Origin of the sequence: Streptomyces sp. NPDC051172 (assembly GCF_040682555.1) — a bacterium.
In the GTDB taxonomy this organism is placed as follows: Bacteria; Actinomycetota; Actinomycetes; order Streptomycetales; family Streptomycetaceae; genus Streptomyces.
In genome coordinates this window covers 1-14208 of the sequence record NZ_JBFBBE010000176.1, presented here as the reverse complement: position 1 = coordinate 14208, position 14208 = coordinate 1, and the positions used below count along the sequence as shown (strand labels likewise).

General features: G+C 70.2%; 15 protein-coding genes and 1 riboswitch. Of the genes, 11 read left to right on the top strand and 4 right to left on the bottom strand.

Annotated features, from left to right (window positions below; genetic code table 11):
• Nucleotides 1–489: 489 nt before the first annotated feature.
• Complete coding sequence (locus AB0N07_RS46760) at nucleotides 490–1467, bottom strand: helix-turn-helix domain-containing protein (protein ID WP_365846393.1); 978 nt, start codon at nucleotides 1465–1467, stop codon at nucleotides 490–492.
• Nucleotides 1468–1614: 147 nt separating this feature from the next.
• Here AB0N07_RS46760 and AB0N07_RS46755 point away from each other — a divergent pair, with 147 nt between their 5' ends.
• The 4 genes from AB0N07_RS46755 (at nucleotide 1615) to AB0N07_RS46740 (ending at nucleotide 5656) form a co-directional block, all read left to right on the top strand.
• A complete protein-coding gene (locus tag AB0N07_RS46755) occupies nucleotides 1615–2241 on the top strand; it encodes a DJ-1/PfpI family protein (RefSeq protein ID WP_365846391.1) in 627 nt (208 codons plus the stop codon).
• Nucleotides 2242–2751: 510 nt separating this feature from the next.
• Nucleotides 2752–3789, top strand: a complete 1038-nt coding sequence (locus AB0N07_RS46750) for an ABC transporter substrate-binding protein (RefSeq protein ID WP_365846389.1) — start codon at nucleotides 2752–2754, stop codon at nucleotides 3787–3789.
• Between the two features lie 56 nt (nucleotides 3790–3845).
• Nucleotides 3846–4817, top strand: coding sequence for an iron ABC transporter permease (locus AB0N07_RS46745; RefSeq protein WP_365846387.1), 972 nt, complete (start codon nucleotides 3846–3848; stop codon nucleotides 4815–4817).
• Complete coding sequence (locus AB0N07_RS46740; protein WP_365846385.1) at nucleotides 4814–5656, top strand: ABC transporter ATP-binding protein; 843 nt, start codon at nucleotides 4814–4816, stop codon at nucleotides 5654–5656. The genes AB0N07_RS46745 and AB0N07_RS46740 overlap by 4 nt, the downstream gene beginning before the upstream one ends.
• 82 nt (nucleotides 5657–5738) lie before the next feature.
• On the opposite strand, the gene AB0N07_RS46735 is transcribed toward AB0N07_RS46740, so the two are convergent.
• Nucleotides 5739–6098 carry a metalloregulator ArsR/SmtB family transcription factor gene (locus tag AB0N07_RS46735; protein ID WP_365846383.1) on the bottom strand — a complete coding sequence of 120 codons (360 nt, stop codon included), beginning with the start codon at nucleotides 6096–6098 and terminating at the stop codon, nucleotides 5739–5741.
• Between the two features lie 80 nt (nucleotides 6099–6178).
• A riboswitch (cobalamin riboswitch) is annotated at nucleotides 6179–6407 on the top strand.
• A 27-nt stretch (nucleotides 6408–6434) separates the two neighbouring features.
• Between AB0N07_RS46735 and AB0N07_RS46730 the strand changes: the two genes are divergently transcribed.
• Complete coding sequence (locus AB0N07_RS46730; protein ID WP_365846380.1) at nucleotides 6435–7547, top strand: HoxN/HupN/NixA family nickel/cobalt transporter; 1113 nt, start codon at nucleotides 6435–6437, stop codon at nucleotides 7545–7547.
• A gap of 92 nt (nucleotides 7548–7639) precedes the next feature.
• Here the strand turns inward: AB0N07_RS46730 and AB0N07_RS46725 are convergent, their stop codons facing one another.
• The gene (locus AB0N07_RS46725; RefSeq protein ID WP_365846378.1) at nucleotides 7640–7855 is read right to left on the bottom strand and encodes a hypothetical protein; all 216 of its coding nucleotides are present in this window, start codon (nucleotides 7853–7855) and stop codon (nucleotides 7640–7642) included.
• Nucleotides 7856–8189: 334 nt separating this feature from the next.
• On the opposite strand from AB0N07_RS46725, the gene AB0N07_RS46720 reads away from it, so the two are divergent.
• From AB0N07_RS46720 to AB0N07_RS46700, 5 genes are all read left to right on the top strand, one after another.
• Complete coding sequence (locus AB0N07_RS46720) at nucleotides 8190–8792, top strand: hypothetical protein (protein ID WP_365846376.1); 603 nt, start codon at nucleotides 8190–8192, stop codon at nucleotides 8790–8792.
• 38 nt (nucleotides 8793–8830) lie between these two features.
• Entirely contained in the window at nucleotides 8831–9574 is a 744-nt protein-coding gene (locus AB0N07_RS46715) for a YcnI family protein (protein ID WP_365846374.1), read from the top strand.
• 177 nt (nucleotides 9575–9751) lie between these two features.
• Nucleotides 9752–10012 (top strand): hypothetical protein, encoded by a 261-nt coding sequence (locus AB0N07_RS46710; protein ID WP_365846372.1) that lies wholly within the window; start codon nucleotides 9752–9754, stop codon nucleotides 10010–10012.
• Nucleotides 10012–12282 (top strand): heavy metal translocating P-type ATPase, encoded by a 2271-nt coding sequence (locus tag AB0N07_RS46705; RefSeq protein WP_365846370.1) that lies wholly within the window; start codon nucleotides 10012–10014, stop codon nucleotides 12280–12282. Before AB0N07_RS46710 ends, AB0N07_RS46705 begins: the two co-directional genes overlap by 1 nt.
• Nucleotides 12279–12794, top strand: coding sequence for a copper chaperone PCu(A)C (locus AB0N07_RS46700; protein ID WP_365846368.1), 516 nt, complete (start codon nucleotides 12279–12281; stop codon nucleotides 12792–12794). Before AB0N07_RS46705 ends, AB0N07_RS46700 begins: the two co-directional genes overlap by 4 nt.
• Before the next feature lie 17 nt (nucleotides 12795–12811).
• Here the strand turns inward: AB0N07_RS46700 and AB0N07_RS46695 are convergent, their stop codons facing one another.
• A complete protein-coding gene (locus tag AB0N07_RS46695) occupies nucleotides 12812–13219 on the bottom strand; it encodes a hypothetical protein (RefSeq protein ID WP_365846366.1) in 408 nt (135 codons plus the stop codon).
• A 174-nt stretch (nucleotides 13220–13393) separates the two neighbouring features.
• Here AB0N07_RS46695 and AB0N07_RS46690 point away from each other — a divergent pair, with 174 nt between their 5' ends.
• Nucleotides 13394–14038 carry a hypothetical protein gene (locus tag AB0N07_RS46690; protein WP_365846364.1) on the top strand — a complete coding sequence of 215 codons (645 nt, stop codon included), beginning with the start codon at nucleotides 13394–13396 and terminating at the stop codon, nucleotides 14036–14038.
• The last annotated feature ends 170 nt before the right edge of the window (nucleotides 14039–14208 follow it).

Here is a 14208-nt window from a genome sequence, read left to right as displayed (position 1 = left end):
GGAAGCGTAGGAACTCCCATCATCGCAGGTCAGCAGGCACCTCTTCCTATTCCTCTGTCCACAGGCCGACTATCACGCGGTGGATCGAGGCTGAGTGAACTGGCTTGGGGTGAGGGGCACACGGCGCTCTTTGCCGTTGGCGCACTTTGCGAATCCGGGTGGTGCGGTGAGCGTCGCGGTGCCCGGCGGCTCGCCTGGCCGAAGAGGGGAAGGCGTAGGGCCTGACGCTGTTCCGATGACGCATCATTTGGAGTGCGTGGCGATCCTCGAACCTGCCGGTAAGGGCTCCTGACCTGCGGTTTTATATGTGTGCATTATGTGCGGTGTGGGCGTTACGGGCGATATCTTGACGCTGAAATGACGCTCATTTGACGCTCGTTCTGATGGGGTGTCAGGTGGGCTGAGGTGCTGCTCAGGCCGCTTGTGACGGCGAGGGGCGAACAGGGTCCGCTCGGAAAAAGGGCCTCGGGGCGCCCCCGGAGGGCACGCCTACCGCTTCGGATCAACAGGCCGGGTGGCGGCGAACATCCGGCGGTATTCGCTGGGGGTGATCCCGGTGGCGCGGCGGAAGTGCTGCCGGAAGTTCGCCGGGGTTCCGAGCCCGCAGAGCTGTGTGATGTGGTCGATGGTCGCGTCGGTGGTTTCGAGGAGTTCGCGTGCCCGGTCGGCGCGTGCCGCGTTGAGCCATTTGATCGGGGTGGTTCCGGTTTCCGCCGCGAAGGCGCGGGCGAAGGTCCGGGTGGAGAGCCGGGCGTGTGCGGCCAGGCCGGCGACCGTCAGCGGCTGGTCCAGGCGGTTCAGCGCCCATTCCAGGGTCGGGCCGAAGCCCGTCCTGTGCGGTGGGACCGGCGGTCGTTCGATGAACTGAGCCTGCCCGCCGTCCCGGTGCGGTGCGGCGACGATCTCGCGCGCCACGGCGTTCGCGACGGCCGATCCGTGATCGCGGCGCAGGAGGTGCAGGCAGAGATCGATGCCGCTGGCGACGCCGGCGGAGGTGATGACGTCTCCGGTGTCGACGTAGAGCGCGTCGGGGTCGACCTCGACCTTCGGGTGAAGCCGGGCGAGGTCGTCCGTGTAGCGCCAGTGCGTCGTCGCCTGCCGACCGTCGAGCAGCCCCGCGGAGGCGAGCGCGAACGCTCCGGTGCAGATCGAGGCCATGCGGGCGCCCTCTCGGTGTGCCTGGGCCAGTGCGGTCGCCACGTCCTCCGGCACACCGTCGGGAGAGCCGTGGAAGGCCGGCACGATCACGGTGTCCGCCGAGCGGACCGCGTCAAGACCGTATGTGGCGATGAGCGGCCAGCCGTTGGCCGTCTCGACGGGACCCGCGGTGCGGCCGCAGAGAAGCAGGTCGTAGGGCAACTCCGGCTGGTTGAAGATGTGGAACGGTATGCCGACCTCCATCGGAAGCACTCGGTCGAGTGCGAGCACGGCGATGCGGTGCCGCCCGACGAGCTGCTCGGATGCCATTGGAACAGTCATGGCGGAAGTCATGGCGGAAATCTATCCCCGGAGGGCACTTCTGCCACTTCCGGCCGCTGTGGGACCCCTGGATAGTGAAGGCGTTCCACAATCTGTGGAACGAGGTCGTCAGCGCTGCCAGGGGAGAGACCGAGGATGTTGAGCGATGCGGTTCCGTACCGGATCACGGTGCTGTTGTTCGAGGGCGTCGAGGAACTGGACGCGGTCGGGCCGTGGGAGACGCTCCGGTTCTGGCAGGAGCTGACCGAACGCGACGTGGTCGTCCGCACCGAGAGCATCGACGGACGGCCGGTGCGCTGCAGCCTCGGGTTGACGTTCACGCCCGATGGCGCCATCGACGACGGGCCGAGGCCGGATCTTCTCATTCATCCTGGTGGTGCAGGCGTCGAGACTCTCCGGGAGGACCAGACGCACCTGTCACGGCTGCGGTCCCTCGCGGCCGACGGCACGCTCCTGGCGTCCGTGTGCAACGGCTCTCTGGTGTTCGCGGCGGCCGGGCTCCTCGCGGGGCTCCCCGCGACCTCCCATTGGAGCGAGATCGACGGCCTCGTGTCCCGGCATCCCGACGTCGATGTGCGGACCGGCGCTCGGTGGGTCGACACCGGGCAGATCGTGACCAGTGCGGGGGTGGCCGCCGGGATCGACATGGCGCTTCACCTCATCGACCGTCTCGAAGGCACCGACATCGCCCGGAAGGTGTCCCACGTACTCGAGTACCCGTGGTCACCCGAGGCTTCCACGACTGTCTCGGCAGGGAAGTAAGGAACAGACGGACCGGCACCGGGCCGATCGGGACGCCCTCGTGCGACTGCTCGTCGAACTGCCGGTGACCCTGCTGGTCCGAGACGACCGCACCCTGATCCACCGCTCCCGCCACTGACCGCGCCGCCCTCCGCCGCCGTCAGTTCCCGGGCATGCTCATCGCCGCTCCGCATCGGACTTCCGACGTTCGGCCAACCCCCGGGATGCCACGGCGAGGTGGAGCTCCGCTCGGTGACCGGCCGCACCCGCGGCGGCAATCTGCTTTCACGCCGGCCGTCGGCCCGACACCACAGCGGTGGCCTGTGAGGGCCGCACCCGGATCTATGTGGCCGTGCAACGCGGGCGGCAACACCTCGTGCATGCCAGGCAGGCACGGGGATCGTCCAGGGCGACCCGGTCCGGGACCTCGCCGAACAGTCCACAACTTCCGGGAACTCACGCCCACTTCGCCGCGACTAATGCACCGGAACCCTTCAGCACCTGACCACGGCCCGTACACAAGGAGCCCGCATGTCGATGAACCGGCCGGCCGCTGCCGCCCTGGCCGCTGCCCTCTGTCTGCTCACGACAGCGTGCGGCTCGTCGTCCGACGACAAGGCGGGCGACAGCACCACCGAGGCCGCGGCCGCGAAAGCCGGCTACCCGGTCACGCTCGACAACTGCGGTGAGAAGGAGACCTTCAAGAAGGCCCCCAGCAGGGTCGTCGTGATGAACGGCGCCTCCGTGGCCGAGGTCTCCACCCTGCTCGCCCTCGGCCTCGGCGACAGGATCGTCGCCAACGAGCAGAGCTACGGCATGTCCGAGGTCGCGGGCCGGGCCGCGGCCATCAAGAAGCTGCCCACCGGGGACATCAAGCTCAACGACGCCTACGACGTCCCGCGTGAGGCCATGCTCGGCCTGCGCCCCGATCTCGTCCTGTCCGTCACCACGTACGGCTTCGACCAGAAGAACGGCTTCGCCACCCGCGAGCAGTTGAAGCAGGTGGGCGCCAACAGCTATGTCTCCCCGCAGGGTTGCGACGACGACCCCTCCAAGATGACCGTCGCCGACAGTTACCGGCTGCTGCGCGACATGGGGAAGGTCTTCAACGTCAGTGACCGGGCCGAGAAGCTGATCGCCGCCTCCGAGAAGAACATCGCGGCCGTCTCGGACAAGGTCAAGGGGGAGAAGAAGCCGAAGGTCATGGTGCTCTTCTCCAACATGACCATGGGCAGCAACGACTTCAGTTCGGTCTTCGCCCACGGCATCGTCAACGACATCCTCGCCAAGGCCGGTGGCGCCAACGCCTTCGAGAACACCGCCAAGACCACCTTCGCCGACCTGAGCAAGGAGAAGGTGGCCGCCACCGACGTCGACGCCGTCGTCGTCATGGGCTACAACGACCCCAACCCGGCGGCTTACGCCAAGAAGCTGTTCAAGGAGTTCCCCCAGTGGCCGGCCGCCAAGAACAACACGTACGTGACGTTGTCCGACTCGATGTACCTGGGCCCCAGCAACGACGTGGCGGTGGAGCAGGTCGCCAAGATGCTGCACCCGGACGCCTTCTGACCCGGCTCAAGCTCCCGCTGGCGTTCACGCTCCTGCCCGTCGCACTGCTCGCGACCATGATCGTGGCGATCAGCATCGGCGCGGTCAACGTACCCGTCGGTGACGTGTGGGGAATCGTCCTGCATCACGTCACCGGCGCGGGGTCGGCGCCCTCCGACCCCGCGCTCGACCAGATCGTCTGGAACTTCCGTACCCCACGAGTGGTCCTGGCGGCCCTGGTCGGCGCGGGTCTGGCCGTGTCCGGCGCGGTGCTGCAGACCGTGGTGTCCAACCCGCTGGCCGACCCCATCGTGCTCGGCTTCTCCTACGGCGCCACGCTCGGCGCCGTCCTCGTCATCACTCTCGGCGGGGGCATGGCGCTCACCGGGCTCGGAGTGTCGGCGGCGGCCTTCGTCGGTGCGATGGCCGCGGGCGCGCTGGTCTTCGCGCTCGGACAGCGGCGGGGCCGGATGGCGCCGACCCGGCTGGTGCTGGCGGGCGTTGCCGTCGGCTACGTCTTCCTCTCCGCGACCAGTTACGTGCAACTCCAGGCGACGCCCAACGAGTTGCGGACAGTCATGTTCTGGATGCTTGGCAGCGTCGCCGGGGCCCAGTGGGACCAACTCCCCACCGTCACCGTCGTCGTGCTCGCCACCACCGCCCTACTGTCCCTCTTCGGCCGCCGGCTCAACGTGCTGCTCGCCGGCGACGAGTCGGCCACCGCGCTCGGCGTCGACGTCAACCGGCTGCGGGCCGTCCTGCTGGTCCTCAGCGCCCTGTTGACCGGCACGGTCATAGCGGTCTCGGGCAGCATCGGCTTCGTCGGCCTCATGATTCCCCACCTGGTACGGCTGACCATCGGCGCCGACCACCGCCGCCTGTTGCCCCTGACCGCCCTGCTGGGCGCCGTATACCTGGTCCTCGTCGACCTGCTCTCCCGCACCCTCGACCGCCCCAACGAACTGCCGCTGGGCATCCTCACCGCCCTCCTCGGCGCCCCCTTCTTCCTGTGGCTGCTGCGCCGAAACAAGGGCCTGGACTCCGTATGAAACTCACCGTCGACCAGCTTCACGTCACCCTGGACCGCACCCCGATCCTCCGCGACGTAAGCCTTGAGGCCCGCAAGGGCGACATCGTCGGCCTCGTCGGCCCCAACGGCAGCGGCAAATCAACCCTGTTGCGCGCCGTCTACCGCTCGCTGCGCCCGGCGGACGGCGTCGTCCGGGTCGGCGACGACGACGTCTGGGGCCTGTCCGCCCGCGCTGCTGCCCGCCGTACCGCCGCGGTCCTCCAGGACAGCGGCGGCAACACCACCGGTCTGACCGTCACCGAGATCGTCGCCCTTGGGCGTGCCCCCCATCATGGCCTGCTGGGCCGCGACGGGGCCGAGGACCACCGCGCCGTGGAGGAGGCCATCGACCGCTGCGGCGTCCTGCCGTTCGCGGATCGGGACTACGCCTCCCTGTCCGGCGGCGAACGCCAACGCGTCCTGCTGGCACGCGCGTTGGCGCAGAGCCCTCAGCTTCTGGTCCTGGACGAGGTCACCAACCACCTCGACATCCGCGCCCGGTTCGAGCTGCTGGACCTGATCCGCGCCACCGGCGTCACCACGCTGGCCGTCCTGCACGACCTCGACCTCGCCGCCCGGCTCTGCGACCACCTGGTCGTCCTGCACGAGGGGACGGTGGTCACCGCGGGACCGGTCCTGGAGGTGCTGACCCCGGAGGTCCTCCGGGACGTCTTCGGCGTCCGGGCGAGCACCGAGCGGCACGCCGACGGCGTCATCCGCGTCACCTACGGCGCTCAGCCGCTCGCCGGCGACGGGACGGCCGGGGACGACACCACGGCGGACGGGGACGGCAGGCCCGCCGAGAGTGCCGTTCGCTGACTGTCCGCCGATGCCCGGTCGACGGCGGAAAGAGCACGAGGATGCGGCGATCACCCGTACCCGGGAAGGAGCCGGGGCGCTGTCAGCCGGCGTCGGCGATGCAGTGCTTCAAGAGGTCTGCGACGAGTGGGTCGACGACTCGGTAGCGCACCACCCGCCCCTCCTTCTCGCCCGCCACGACGGCGGCGGCGCGCAGCAGGCGCAGGGCCTGGGAGACCGCCGGGTCGTTCATGCCGGTCGCGACGGCGAGGTCGGAGACGGCGAGAGGTCCCGTTTGGTGCAGGGCCAGGAGGAGGGCGAGGCGTCCGGGGTCGGCGAGCAGGGAGAAGCGGTCGGCCCAGGTGCGCACGTGGCCGGGTTCGCCGATGGCGGCGATGGCGTCGCAGACCCGGTGGCCGTCGATGGTGCGGCGGTCTGCGCGGTCGGCCGGGACGAGATGCATGGGCTCATCTTTACAGGCGCCCGTATGTGATCTTCCATACCTGCGCATCTGTGCAGCTATGCAGGAGAGTGTCGGGCCCCCTACGGTGGGCGGGCCGTGGTGCTCGGGAAGTCGGTGCGAAGCCGACGCGGCCCTCGCCACTGTGAATCGGGGAATTCCCCGCCCACGTTCCGAAAGGGACAGCCACTGGCCGTCGTACGGCGGCCGGGAAGGCGGGCGCGGGAACGCACGACCCTCCCTCACTCTCGACTTCGCTCGAGCGGGAGGTACCCCCAAGCCAGGAGACCGGCCACGGCATCTCACGAAGTGATCCACGAGGTGCTGGAGCGTGACCGAATGACCCTGCCCGAACCATCTCTGCGCGATACCGTCAGGCCCGCCGCCTTCCGCTGGCGGCGCGAGGACACCGTCAAGACGATCGGGCTGATGGCGGTGATCGCCGCCCTGCACGTCGTCGCCTTCGGCATCCTTTTCCTCCTCGTCGTCCCCGGGCACTACGAGATCGGCTCCAAGGCGTTCGGCATCGGCCTCGGTATCACCGCCTACACCCTCGGTATGCGGCACGCTTTCGACGCCGATCACATCGCCGCCATCGACAACACAACCCGCAAGCTGATGGCCGACGGCAAGCGGCCGGTGTCGGTGGGCTTCTGGTTCGCGCTCGGGCACTCCAGCGTGGTGGTCGCGATGGCGGCGCTGGTGGCGGGTGGCGCCCAGCTCGCCGGCACACTGATGAACGACAACTCGCGGACGCACCAGACGCTCGGAGTCATCGGCACGACCGTCTCCGGGTCCTTCCTCTACATCATCGCCGCCCTCAACCTCGTGGCCCTGCTGGGCATCCTGAAGGTGTTCCGGGCGATGCGGGCCGGGACGTACGACGAGACGGAGCTCGAACAGCACCTGGATTCCCGGGGGTTCATGAACCGCATCCTCGGCCGCCTCACCAAGTCCATCACCCGCCCCGGCCAGATGTACCCCATCGGCCTGCTCTTCGGCCTCGGCTTCGACACGGCCACCGAGGTCACGCTGATGGTGATGGCGGGCTCCGGCGCCGCGGCCGGCCTGCCCTGGTACGCGATCCTCAGCCTGCCGCTCCTCTTCGCCGCCGGCATGAGCCTGTTCGACACGCTCGACGGCACCTTCATGAACTTCGCCTACCAGTGGGCCTTTTCGAACCCGGTCCGCAAGGTCTTCTACAACCTCACCATCACCGGCCTGTCCATCGCCGTCGCCTTCTTCATCGGCACGATCGAGCTGGTCGGCGTCCTGCACGACAAGCTCGGCCTGACCGACACGGTCACGGACTGGATCTCCGGCCTCGACCTGGACAACGTCGGCTACGTCATCGTCGGCCTGTTCGTCGTCGTGTGGGCGGCGGCGCTGGGCTACTGGAAGGTGGCCAAGGTGGAACAGAGGTGGGCGACCCGGCTGGCCGACGGCGGCTGACACCCCACGACCGAAGCGCGGGCGGGCCGGGAAGCGACGATGACCTCGTTGCTTCCCGGCCCACCGCACGTCATGGGTCCGAGTCGTACGTCTCAGGGCAGGGCGATGCCGTCCAGCTTGCCCGCCTTGGCGTCGGACACCAGATTGGAGAACTGGTCGAAGCTCATCTGGACGCGCTGGCCGAAGTCGTCGGTCAGGATGATCCGCTGTTCGGCGGGGGCGTTCGGGTCGACGAAGAGCTGGGGACAGCCGCAGTTGCACTCGCCGCAGAATGTCGCGACGGGTTCCAGGCCGTTGGTGTCGGTCATGGTGCTCCACCTCCGTGGGCGTGGGACCGCGATGCGCCGGCGTCCGGGGCCGGCGGTGGCGGGGGACTGCCCGGGGGATACCCAGCGTGAGCCGGACGGACGCGCGCCCCTGGTGGGTGTCGGGGCACGGCGGGGGGTGGGCGCGCTCTTGTGCTCCAAAAGCTGCTTCCGTTGCTTCGATTCCGACCGGGATGCCGGGAACTGAACGGTGCCCCCGTCCGACTTGTATGGAGGGGGCAGGACTGACCGGGATTGACCAGGCAGGACACGGGCGGTGGTGCTCATGCGAGGGCTGGGGAGGAGATCCTCGGGACGCATGGCAGCATCGGGCGACATGAGTGTGTCCCTCACGGTGCGGAGCGTGCGTGCGGCGGTGTTCGCCGTGCTGTGCGTGCTGCTCGCCGTCGGGGCGCATGTGCTGGCCATGGGCGACGCACCGCCGGTGTGGGTGCAGGTCGCCGGCGGTGTGCCGGTTCTCGTGGCCGGCTGTGTGCTGGGTGGCCGGGAGCGGTCGCTGGCCGGCATCGGTGGCGCGACGCTGGCCGCGCAGGCCGGGCTGCACCTCGCGTTCGACGCCGTACGGCCACACGGCGGGATGGTCATGCACGGCATGCGCATGGCACCGCACGCCCATGCCCATGCCCATGCGCTGACGCCGCACGCCACCGCCGCGCACGTCGGTGCGGCCCTGGCGCTGACCTGGTGGCTGCGGCGCGGCGAGGCCGCGCTGTGGTCGCTGCTGCGCCGGGCCTCCGTACTGGTGCCTGCTCTGGTCGCCTGGTGGCGGGTGAGCGGCGGGGCGCGACTGACGCCGGACGCGCGGGACGTCGTACGACCGCTTTGGTGTGCCGACGGTCCGAGGCCGCTACGGCGGCTCCTGCTGCGGCACGCGGTGCGGCGGCGTGGGCCGCCGCTCGGGACTCCGTACCCGATCTGAACCTAACACACCTTTCCAGTACGGAGATTGACCGACCCATGTCCCGAGTACGCACCACGCTGCGCCGCGCCGGAACCGTCACGGCTCTGGCCGCCGCCGGAGTCCTCACCGCGGCGGGCATCGCCTCCGCGCACGTCACCGTCCATCCCGAGAGCTACACGAAGGGCGCCACGGACGGCGTCCTCACCTTCCGCGTCCCCAACGAGGAGGACAGCGCCGGCACCACGAAGGTGCAGGTCTTCCTGCCGACCGACCACCCCGTCCTCGGTGTTCTCGTCTCCCCGCAGGACGGCTGGACCGCCAAGGTCACCAACACCAAGCTGAAGACGCCGGTGAAGACCGACGACGGCACCATCACCGACGCGGTCTCCGAGATCACCTGGACCGGCGGGAAGATCGACCCAGGTCACTACGAGGACTTCAACGTCGCCTTCGGACAACTCCCCGAGGACACCGACCAGTTGACCTTCAAGACCCTGCAGACGTACTCGGACGGCAAGACCGTCCGCTGGATCGAGGAGGCCGCGAAGGGCGGCGAGGAGCCGGAGAACCCGGCACCGGTCCTCAAGCTGACCGCGAAGGGCGCCGACGACGAAAGTGCCACAGCGACCTCGTCCGCCGCCCCGAAGAGCGCCGACAGCTCCACGTCGACCGCTTCCAACAGCGACTCGACGGCCCGGGGCCTCGGCGTCGCCGGGCTGATCGTGGGCGTGCTGGGGCTGGCCGCGGCGGCCTTCGCCGTCGTGCGCGGCCGGTCCGCCACCGGATCCCGGGGCGAGTGAGCGTCAGCCCTGCCGCCGGGGAGATCCGCCGGCAGGGCGAAGCCCCATCGATTGCAGCCTGGTTGCGCGTGACGCGTGCCACACATTCGACCCGGAACTCGGGCCCCGTCCGCTCCGACTCTTGAAGCGGTACGGCTGGATCCGACGACGCCGTACGACGCGATCTGGAGACCCGTGATGGACCACTCCCGACCTTCCTCCCCCGGCGCGGGGGCGGTGCTCCGCAAGTTGGTGCCGCCTCCCGCGCTCTGCGGCTTCCTTCTTCTGCTGGCCCTGATCTTCACGGTGTCGTACGCCGTCGGGGCCTCCGCCGGACCCGTCGCCCCCGGTATGCACGGCACGGGGACCGGCTCCGGCGACGGCACGAGCACCGGTGGCACCAGCGGCGGGATGGAAGACATGGAAGACATGGGGAACATGCACGGGGGAGGCAACTGATGGGCGCCGAACCGGTGGTGGCCCTGATGACCACCGATCTGACCGTCGGTGGCATGACCTGCGCGGCTTGTGTGAAGCGTGTCGAGAAGAAGCTCGGCAAGCTGGACGGTGTCACGGCGGTCGTCAATCTGGCCACCGGGCGGGCCCGGGTGAGCCATCCGCCCGAGATCGGCCCCGACGAACTCGTCGCCACGGTCGAGAAGGCCGGATACACCGCCGCGCTGCCCGAGCCGCCGAAGAAGGAGCGGCGCGAGGAGGCGGGGGACGGGGAGGCGCAGGACGGTGAGTCCGAGGGCGCCCGTCAGGAGCGCGACCGTCTGCTGATCACCGCGTCGCTCGCGCTGCCCGTCCTCGTGCTGTCGATGGTGCCTGCGCTCCAGTTCCGCAACTGGCAGTGGCTGTGCTTCGTGCTGGCCGCGCCGGTCGCCGTGTGGGGCGCGTGGCCTTTTCACACCAGGGCCGTACGGGGGCTGCGGCACTCGGCGGCCACCATGGACACGCTGGTCTCGCTGGGCGTGGTGGCGTCCTTCTCCTGGTCGGCGTACGCGCTCTTCCTCGGCGGCGCGGGCGACCCGGGCATGCGGATGCCGTTCAGCCTGGTGCCCTCGGCCTCGGACGGCGTGGCGCACATCTACCTCGAAGCGGCCGTCGGCGTACCGCTGTTCGTGCTGGCCGGACGGTTCCTGGAGGCGCGCGCCCGGCGCGGGACCGGGGCGGCGCTGCGGTCGCTCGCCCAACTCGCCGCCAAGGAAGTCGCCGTACGGGAAGGGAAGTCCGAACGGCTCGTCCCCATCGAGGACTTGGGCGTAGGCCAGGTCTTCGTCGTACGGCCCGGCGAGCGGATCGCCACCGACGGCGAGGTGACACAGGGCAGTTCGGCCGTGGACCTGTCCCTGGTCACCGGGGAGACCGACCCCGTCGAGGTCGGGCCCGGCTCGGCGGTGGTCGGCGGGGCCGTCAACGCCGGCGGGCTGCTGCTCGTACGGGCCACCGCGGTCGGGGCGGACACCCAACTCGCCCGTATCGCCCGGCTGGTGACCGAGGCGCAGGCGGGCAAGGCGCGGGCGCAGCGGCTGGCCGACTCGGTGGCCGGGGTCTTCGTCCCTGTGGTGCTGGCGCTGGCCGTCATGGTGCTCGGGTTCTGGCTGGGTGCCGGGGCGGATCCGCAGGCGGCGATCACCGCCTGTGTGGCCGTCCTGGTCGTGGCCTGTCCGTGCGCGCTGGGTCTTGCCACGCCGACCGCGCTGATGGCCGCCACGGGGCGCGGCGCCCAACTGGGCGTGCTCGTCACCGGTCCGCAGGCCCTGGAGGGACTCCAGCACCTCGACGCGGTCGTCCTGGACAAGACCGGCACCCTTACGTCGGGGCATATGAGCGTCGCCCGGATCACCGCCGTACCGGACGGACTCGGCCGTGATGCGGTGCTGCGGCTGGCGGGAGCCGTCGAGCAGGGATCGGAACATCCGCTGGGGCGGGCCATCGCCGCGCACGCCCGGCGGGAGCTGGGCGCACAGCTGCCCGAGGTGGACGAGTTCCGCGCGCTAGCGGGGCGGGGCGTGCGCGGCCGGGTCGAGGGACGGCTGGTCGAAGTCCTCGCGCCGGACGACGACTTGCCCACGGGATTGTCGGTGGACGAAGCCACGGCGCACACTCCGGTGCTGGTGTACGTGGACGGTGAGGCCGAGGCGCTGATCGAGGTCGGGGACGTCGTACGGCCCGGCAGCTACCGGGCCGTCGATCGGCTGCGGCGCCTGGGCGTACGGCCCGTGCTCGCCACCGGCGACCGCGAGGCACCGGCACAGGCCGTCGCGAAGTCCCTGGGCATCGACGAGGTGCACGCTCGCTGCACCCCAGAGGGCAAGGCCGAACTCGTACGGGACCTCCAGGAGCAGGGCTACCGGGTCGCAGTCATCGGCGACGGCGTGAACGACGCCGCGGCCCTGGCCGGTGCCGACCTCGGCATCGCCATGGGCACCGGCACCGACGTGGCCATCGGGGCCGCCGACGTCACGCTCGTGCGCGGCGACATCGAGGCTCTCGCGGACGCGGTCCGGCTCGCCCGGCGCACGTTGGGCACCATCCGCGCCAACCTCGTGTGGGCGTTCGGCTACAACGTCGTGACCGTGCCGCTCGCCATGGTCGGGCTGCTCAACCCGATGGTCGCGGCGGCGGCCATGTCGGTGAGCTCGGTGCTGGTGGTCTGCAACAGCCTGCGGCTGCGCGGTTGGCAGCCCTCGTCCGCTCCCGTCGCTCGGAGGCGTACGCGATGAGTACACCGTCCCTGTGGCGGCCGACCCGTCGCCGTCTCACCGACACCCTGCTGGCCGCCATCGCGCCGGTCGCCGCGTTCAGCCTCGCCCTCGGCGGCCTGACGGCGTGGGTCGCGGCCGGGAAGGCGGGCAGCCCGCCCCGGATCGGCATCACGAACGGGCGGGTCTTCCTGCCGTACGGCAACAGCTCGGAGACCGCCGCCTTCTTCGACGTCAGCAATGTCGGTGGGGCGGACGACCGGCTGGTGAGGGTGACCTCCTCCGCCACGAGCGGGGAGCCGGACCTCAGCCGGCACCGCATGCTCGGCGGTGGCGCCGCTGCGTCCAAGGCCGACGTGACCTCGGTCGCCGTCCCCGCGGGCCGGGGACTGTCCATGTCCCCGGTCGGCCTGGACGTCACACTGACGCCCAAGGCACGTCTGCGCTCGGGCGACCTCGTGCCGTTCACGCTGCACTTCGAGCACAGCGCGGCGGTCAAGACGCTCGCGGTGGTGGTCAGGCCGACGTCATGACCGTGCGGTCGTAGGCGCTACGACCGCACGGCCACCAGGATCTCCCGGCAGGCGTCGGCGGCCTTGCCTGCCGCGTCCGAGCAGATACGGCAGTGCTCGTGGTGCTGTGCGTGCTGACCGCACAGCTCGTGGCTGCGCCGGCAGGCGATGAGACATGCCTCGACCTGGGCGGTGAGCAGGGCGGGGTCGTGGCTGCTGCCGCGGGTGAGGACGCGACGGGTCACGGCCGTGATGTCGGCGCAGTCCTGGTCCTGGCTGATCGCGGCGCGCAGTTCGTCGGCGTCCTTCGCGGCGAGCATGCCGGCCGCGCAGGCGGTGGCGGCCTGCTCGCAGTCGGCGAGCACGTCCACCGCACGGGCGAGGACTTCGTTGCCGAGGGGACCGGCGGTGGTGATGCTGTCGAGGAGTTCCCGTGTCTGGAGCATGGCGTCCCCCGGAGGGCGCGGAGTTGGGATGTGCGGCGAAGACGCTAGTACCGGTGGTCCGGGCCGGGAAGGCTTGCCGTGGCGCAGATCACACTCCGTGAATTGAGTGAGGTCCTCGTCGGGTATCCGTACCCCCACATGACGACCAATGCCCGGATGCGAGGATGAGGCGCCATGACAGCAGGGTGGTGTTCTCGCACGATACGGGCCGCGGTGTTCGCGGCCGTCTGTGTGCTGCTCGCCGCCCTGGGCCACGTGATGATGTCGGGGAGCGACGTCCCCGCCTGGGCACTGGCCGCCGGCCTGGCCGGGACGGGTGCCGCCGGTTGGTGTCTGGCGGGCCGTGAGCGCGGGCTGCCGCTGATCGTGACGGTCGTGGTCGTCGTCCAGACGGTGCTGCACGAGGCGTTCTCCCTCGCGCAGTCGTCATCGGGTTCGGCATCGGGCGGGGCGGCACCGAATGGCATGGAGACCATGGACATGGGGCACATGGACATGATCCGCATGGATCACATGGGGCACACGGCGCATTCGATGGACGGCGGAGGCTCCTCGTACGGCATGCTCGCCGCCCACCTGCTGGCCGCGCTCCTGACCGGCCTGTGGCTGGCGTACGGGGAGAAGGCCGCCTTCCGCATTCTGCGGGCCGTGGCCGGCTGGCTGGCGGCGCCGCTACGGCTGCTGCTGGCGATGCCGCCCGCCCCGGACCGGCCGCGGGTCCGCCCGGCGCGCCCTCGCTCGGACCGGGCGCCGAGCCTTCGTCTGCTCGTCCATGCGATCACCTCTCGGGGTCCGCCTGCGGGGACGGCTGTCGTCTGAGGACAGCTGGATTCCCGGGGCTGCCCCTGTGCGCCTCGGGCCTCGGCCGTAGGCCCGCGCAAGCGCCGTAGCGTCATCACGCAATGCCGCGAAGTTAAGGATTCGCAGTCGGTGTCAACTGGGGCCGGGCATATAGGTGGAGCCTCTGCTGTTCAGCGGATCGACCAAGA

Bases quoted from the DNA above. Each gene is read 5' to 3' on its own strand.
- AB0N07_RS46760 (WP_365846393.1), bottom strand. From the start codon at position 1,467: ATGGCATCCGAGCAGCTCGTCGGGCGGCACCGCATCGCCGTGCTCGCA.
- AB0N07_RS46755 (WP_365846391.1), top strand. From the start codon at position 1,615: ATGTTGAGCGATGCGGTTCCGTACCGGATCACGGTGCTGTTGTTCGAG.
- AB0N07_RS46750 (WP_365846389.1), top strand. From the start codon at position 2,752: ATGTCGATGAACCGGCCGGCCGCTGCCGCCCTGGCCGCTGCCCTCTGT.
- AB0N07_RS46745 (WP_365846387.1), top strand. From the start codon at position 3,846: ATGATCGTGGCGATCAGCATCGGCGCGGTCAACGTACCCGTCGGTGAC.
- AB0N07_RS46740 (WP_365846385.1), top strand. From the start codon at position 4,814: ATGAAACTCACCGTCGACCAGCTTCACGTCACCCTGGACCGCACCCCG.
- AB0N07_RS46735 (WP_365846383.1), bottom strand. From the start codon at position 6,098: ATGCATCTCGTCCCGGCCGACCGCGCAGACCGCCGCACCATCGACGGC.
- AB0N07_RS46730 (WP_365846380.1), top strand. From the start codon at position 6,435: ATGACCCTGCCCGAACCATCTCTGCGCGATACCGTCAGGCCCGCCGCC.
- AB0N07_RS46725 (WP_365846378.1), bottom strand. From the start codon at position 7,855: ATGACCGACACCAACGGCCTGGAACCCGTCGCGACATTCTGCGGCGAG.
- AB0N07_RS46720 (WP_365846376.1), top strand. From the start codon at position 8,190: ATGAGTGTGTCCCTCACGGTGCGGAGCGTGCGTGCGGCGGTGTTCGCC.
- AB0N07_RS46715 (WP_365846374.1), top strand. From the start codon at position 8,831: ATGTCCCGAGTACGCACCACGCTGCGCCGCGCCGGAACCGTCACGGCT.
- AB0N07_RS46710 (WP_365846372.1), top strand. From the start codon at position 9,752: ATGGACCACTCCCGACCTTCCTCCCCCGGCGCGGGGGCGGTGCTCCGC.
- AB0N07_RS46705 (WP_365846370.1), top strand. From the start codon at position 10,012: ATGGGCGCCGAACCGGTGGTGGCCCTGATGACCACCGATCTGACCGTC.
- AB0N07_RS46700 (WP_365846368.1), top strand. From the start codon at position 12,279: ATGAGTACACCGTCCCTGTGGCGGCCGACCCGTCGCCGTCTCACCGAC.
- AB0N07_RS46695 (WP_365846366.1), bottom strand. From the start codon at position 13,219: ATGCTCCAGACACGGGAACTCCTCGACAGCATCACCACCGCCGGTCCC.
- AB0N07_RS46690 (WP_365846364.1), top strand. From the start codon at position 13,394: ATGACAGCAGGGTGGTGTTCTCGCACGATACGGGCCGCGGTGTTCGCG.